The sequence below is a fragment of the Roseateles sp. P5_B10 genome, from assembly GCF_056400485.1.
The window spans coordinates 1-740 of the sequence record NZ_JBFULE010001438.1; the positions used below are offsets into that span (position 1 = coordinate 1).

General features: G+C 65.7%; 2 protein-coding genes. One reads left to right on the forward strand and one right to left on the reverse strand.

The features are described from left to right. Positions 1 to 9: 9 nt before the first annotated feature. On the forward strand, positions 10 to 126 hold the full coding sequence (locus tag AC1DU6_RS33840; RefSeq protein ID WP_477862768.1) for a DUF4287 domain-containing protein: 117 nt from the start codon (positions 10 to 12) through the stop codon (positions 124 to 126). A gap of 27 nt (positions 127 to 153) precedes the next feature. Here the strand turns inward: AC1DU6_RS33840 and AC1DU6_RS33845 are convergent. Then, positions 154 to 740: exodeoxyribonuclease III (locus tag AC1DU6_RS33845; RefSeq protein ID WP_477862766.1), on the reverse strand; the 587-nt coding region annotated here is incomplete at its 5' end.

Genomic DNA, 740 nt, shown 5'->3' on the forward strand with positions numbered 1-740 from the left:
GAACAGGTCATCACCCGGGCCGGGCCGTTGAAGCACATGGAGCTGGTCAACCTGTTGAAGGCCGAGCACGAGATGGGCCACGGACACGCCAATGCGCTGGTGGCCTGGGTCCTCGCGAAGAAGTAGCCCGCGTCGTCCGCGCGCTATCCGAGGTCAGTCGTCGAGGGTGACGATGACCGGCGCATGGTCGCTCGGCCGCTCGTTCTTGCGCGGCAGCTTGTCGATCTCGCAGGCCGTCACGCGGGGCTTCAAAGCCTCGCTGACGAGAATGTGGTCGATGCGCAGGCCCTGGTTCTTGCGGAAGGCCAGGTTGCGGTAGTCCCACCAGCTCCAGCTCTTGGGAGGCTGCTCGAAAAGCCGGAAGGCGTCGGTCAGCCCCAGGGCTATGAGCTGCTGGAAGTGCTCGCGCTCCTGCGGCGTGCAGTGGATCTGGCCAGCCCATGCGACGGGGTCGTAGACGTCGCGGTCCTCGGGCGCGATGTTGAAGTCGCCCATCAGCACCAGCTCGGGGTGCTGCTTCATTTCCTCGATCAACCAGCCGCGCAGGCCGGTCAGCCAGTTCATCTTGTAGGTGAACTTGTCGCTGTCGGGCGCCTGGCCGTTCGGGAAGTAGCCGCCGATGACGCGCACACCGCCCACGGTGCCGGCGATGACCCGGGCCTGCTCGTCGGCAAAGCCGGTGATGTTCTTGACGACGTCATCCGCGCGTTCACGGCTGATCAGCGCGACGCCGTTGTAGG